Consider the following 3,090-nt stretch of genomic DNA (forward strand, 5'->3'; position numbering starts at 1 on the left):
GGACAGCACCTCGTAGGCGCGGGCGACGTCCTTGAAACGTTCCTCGCCGGCCTCGCCGGCGACGTCGGGGTGCAGCTCGCGGGCGAGCTTGCGGTACGACTTCTTGATCTGCTCGGCCGAGGCGTCGCGGGGGACGCCCAGGATCTCGTAGTAGTCGGTCACAGGTCTCTCTTCGGTGACGTGTCGGTGACGTGCACGGTCAGGTCGGCGGGTTCAAGGATGCCGCGGGGCGGTCAGCCGGGCAGCACCCGGGACAGGTAGCGGGCGACGGCGCGGACGGAGGCGATCGTGCCCGGATAGTCCATCCGGGTGGGACCGATGGACCCCAGGATCGCCACGGGGTCGCCGTCGCCGCCGTAGCCGGAGGCGACGACGGAGGTCTCGGCGAGGCCGTCGAGTCGGTTCTCGTGCCCGATGCGGACGCCGACCCCGCCGCCGACCCCGCCGCCGACCCGGGTGACCGGCTCGGCCGCCAGCTCCGTGAGGAGCCCGAGCAGCACGACCTGCTCCTCGAGCGCCTCCAGGACCGGGCTCAGCCCCTGCTCGAACCGCATGTCGGCCCGGGCGAGGTTGGCGGTGCCCGCGAGCACGATGCGGTCCTCGCGCTGCGCGCCGAGCGTGTCGACCACGAGGTCGGCGATGCCGCGGGCCAGGGGGGCCAGAGCGGCGTCCACCCCAGCCACCACGCGCGCGAAGGCGCCGGGCAGGTCCGCGAGCCCCTTGCCCGCCGCGGCGGCGTTGAGGCGGGCGCGCAGCTCGCTCAGCGTGCCCTCGTCGAGGGCGCCGGGGTCGGGCTCCGGCCCCGCCGGGGCGTCCACGGCGACGACCGCGGGCTCCGCACCAGGGCCCACGCCGACGTCGAGGAAGCGCTGCTCCACCCGGCCGGCGTCGCTGATCACCACGACCAGCAGCCGCGCGCCTCCCACGGGGACGAGCTCGAGGTGCCGGAGCCCCGCGAGCCGCAGCGACGGGTACTGGACCACGGCGACCTGCCCCGTGAGCTGGGCGATGAGGCGCCCGGCGCGTCCGAGCACGTCGTCCATGTCGATCGCCTCGGACAGGAACGTCTCGATCGCCCGGCGCTGCGGGCTGGTGAGCGGACGCACCTCCGCGAGCCGGTCGACGAAGAGGCGGTACCCCTTGTCGGTCGGGATACGACCGGCCGACGTGTGCGGCTGGGCGATGTACCCCGCCTCCTCCAGCGCCGCCATGTCGTTGCGGATCGTGGCGGGCGAGACCCCGAGGCCGTGCCGCTCCGTGAGCACGCGCGACCCCACGGGCTCGCGCGTGTGGACGTAGTCCTCCACGATCGCGCGGAGCACGGCCAGGCGACGTTCCTCGCTCACGGTCCTCCTCGGGTCGGGTCCTTAGCACTCTCATGTCCCGAGTGCCATCCTACGCGGGCTCGCCGGAGGTCCGGGGGACCCGGCCCCGACACGCCGGGCCCGCGGTCGTCGCCCCGGCTGAGGTATCCCCGCGGCCGTCTGAGGTATCCCGCCCCACGAAGATCCGGCACCTGACCGATCCGCGCCGGTACCTCAGGAGCCGAGGGTGGAACCACCGGAGGCCGCCCGGCCCCGGCGAAGGAGACCGGTGATGAACGAGTACCTGTACTACGACGAGTTCCGCGCCCGCCAGGTGGACCTCGAGGAGGCGGTGCGTCACGAGGCGGCGGCACGGAACGCCGCCCGGGAGGCGCGCCGCGCGCACCGCCGCACGGCCGCCCGGCGCCGCCGGGCGGCCCGCCGCCCGTGGGAGCTGCCCGCGGGCCTCGTGCGGCCCTGGCCGCAGTGACCGCGACGTCGGGCGCCGAGGCGGCCGTCACGAGCGCGGCGCCACCCGGTCCGGCCTGGCACGATGGCGACGTGCCCACCGGAACCGCCCCCTCGCCGCTCGTCGGCCGCGCCGCCGAGCTGACCTCCCTGCGCGAGGCGTACGCGGACGCCCGCGGCGGCTCCGGCGGCGTGGTCGTCGTCGGCGGCGAGGCGGGCATCGGCAAGACCCGCCTCGTGGCGGAGTTCCTCGCGGAGGTCCGCGACGGTGGGGCGGCGCCGCTCGTGCTGCACGGGCAGTGCGCCGACTCCGGCTCGGGCCCCCTCCCCTACGCCGCGCTCACCGGCGTCCTGTCCGACGTCGTCGACACGCTCGGCCCGGCGGCGACCCTCGCCGCGGCCGGTCCCGCCGCCGACGCGCTGGGGCTCCTCGCCCCCCGGCTCGTGGACGTGCGGCGCGACGTCGACACCGGCCGCCTGCCGGAGGTGCTGGCCGACCTCACGACCGCGCTCGCCGTCGAGCGCCCGGTCGTGCTCGTCCTCGAGGACCTGCACTGGTCGGACGACGTGACGCGTACGGTGCTCGCCCGGCTCGCACGCACCGCGCCGGCCACCACCCTGCTCGTGATCGCCACCTACCGCAGCGACGACGTCGGGCGACGCCACCCCCTGCGCACCACCCTGGCCGAGCTGGAGCGGGCCCGGCTCGCGACCCGCGTCGACGTGCCGCGCCTCGACGCCGCCGAGGCGACGCGCCTGTTCTCCTCGCTCGTCTCGAGGCGGCCCGACGCTCCGGACCTCCCTGGCACGGTGCTCGGCGAGCTCGTCGAGCGCAGCGAGGGCGTGCCGTTCTACGCCGAGGAGCTGGCGGACTTCGCCGGCGACGCCCTGCCCGACTCGCTGCGCGAGCTGCTGCTCCTGCGCTACTCGTCCCTGGGCGACCCCGCCCAGCGCTTCTGCCGCACCGTCGCCGCCGCGGGCCAGCGGGCCCCGCACGAGCTCCTCGTCGCCATGCTCGGCGCGGGAGGCCTGGACGAGGCCGAGCCCGCCGCCCGGGAGGCGGTCGACGCGCACGTGCTCGTGGCGGACGCCGACGGCTACCGCTTCCGCCACGCGCTCATCCAGGAGTCGGTCGACGCCGAGCTCCTGCCCGGCGAGTCGCGCCGGCTGCACGCGGCGTGCGCGAGCGCGCTGGAGGACGGCGAGCGCACGCTCGCGCGGGTCGCGGCCGCGGCCGACCACTGGTGGCGCGCCCGCCTGCCGGACCGCGCGCTCGCCTCGGCGGTCGAGGTCGTCGCGGTGCCCGAGACCTACGGGC

The 3,090-nt window shown here is 76.5% G+C and carries 4 protein-coding genes; 2 read left to right on the top strand and 2 right to left on the bottom strand.

Features of this window, described 5'->3' with window-relative positions:
- A partial coding sequence (locus ACFWEK_RS20335) for a DnaJ domain-containing protein (protein ID WP_430555217.1) occupies window positions 1-162 on the bottom strand: 162 nt, incomplete at its 3' end.
- Between the two features lie 71 nt (window positions 163-233).
- Entirely contained in the window at window positions 234-1,346 is a 1,113-nt protein-coding gene (locus ACFWEK_RS20340; protein ID WP_430547973.1) for an HrcA family transcriptional regulator, read from the bottom strand.
- 250 nt (window positions 1,347-1,596) lie between these two features.
- On the opposite strand from ACFWEK_RS20340, the gene ACFWEK_RS20345 reads away from it, so the two are divergent.
- Together ACFWEK_RS20345 and ACFWEK_RS20350 are read left to right on the top strand one after the other, a co-directional pair.
- Window positions 1,597-1,794 (top strand): hypothetical protein, encoded by a 198-nt coding sequence (locus ACFWEK_RS20345; protein ID WP_430547974.1) that lies wholly within the window; start codon window positions 1,597-1,599, stop codon window positions 1,792-1,794.
- A 71-nt stretch (window positions 1,795-1,865) separates the two neighbouring features.
- On the top strand, window positions 1,866-3,090 hold a 1,225-nt coding region (locus ACFWEK_RS20350), incomplete at its 3' end, for an ATP-binding protein (protein ID WP_430555216.1).

Origin of the sequence: Isoptericola sp. NPDC060257 (assembly GCF_042726645.1) — a bacterium.
Classification (GTDB): Bacteria; Actinomycetota; Actinomycetes; order Actinomycetales; family Cellulomonadaceae; genus Isoptericola; species Isoptericola nanjingensis.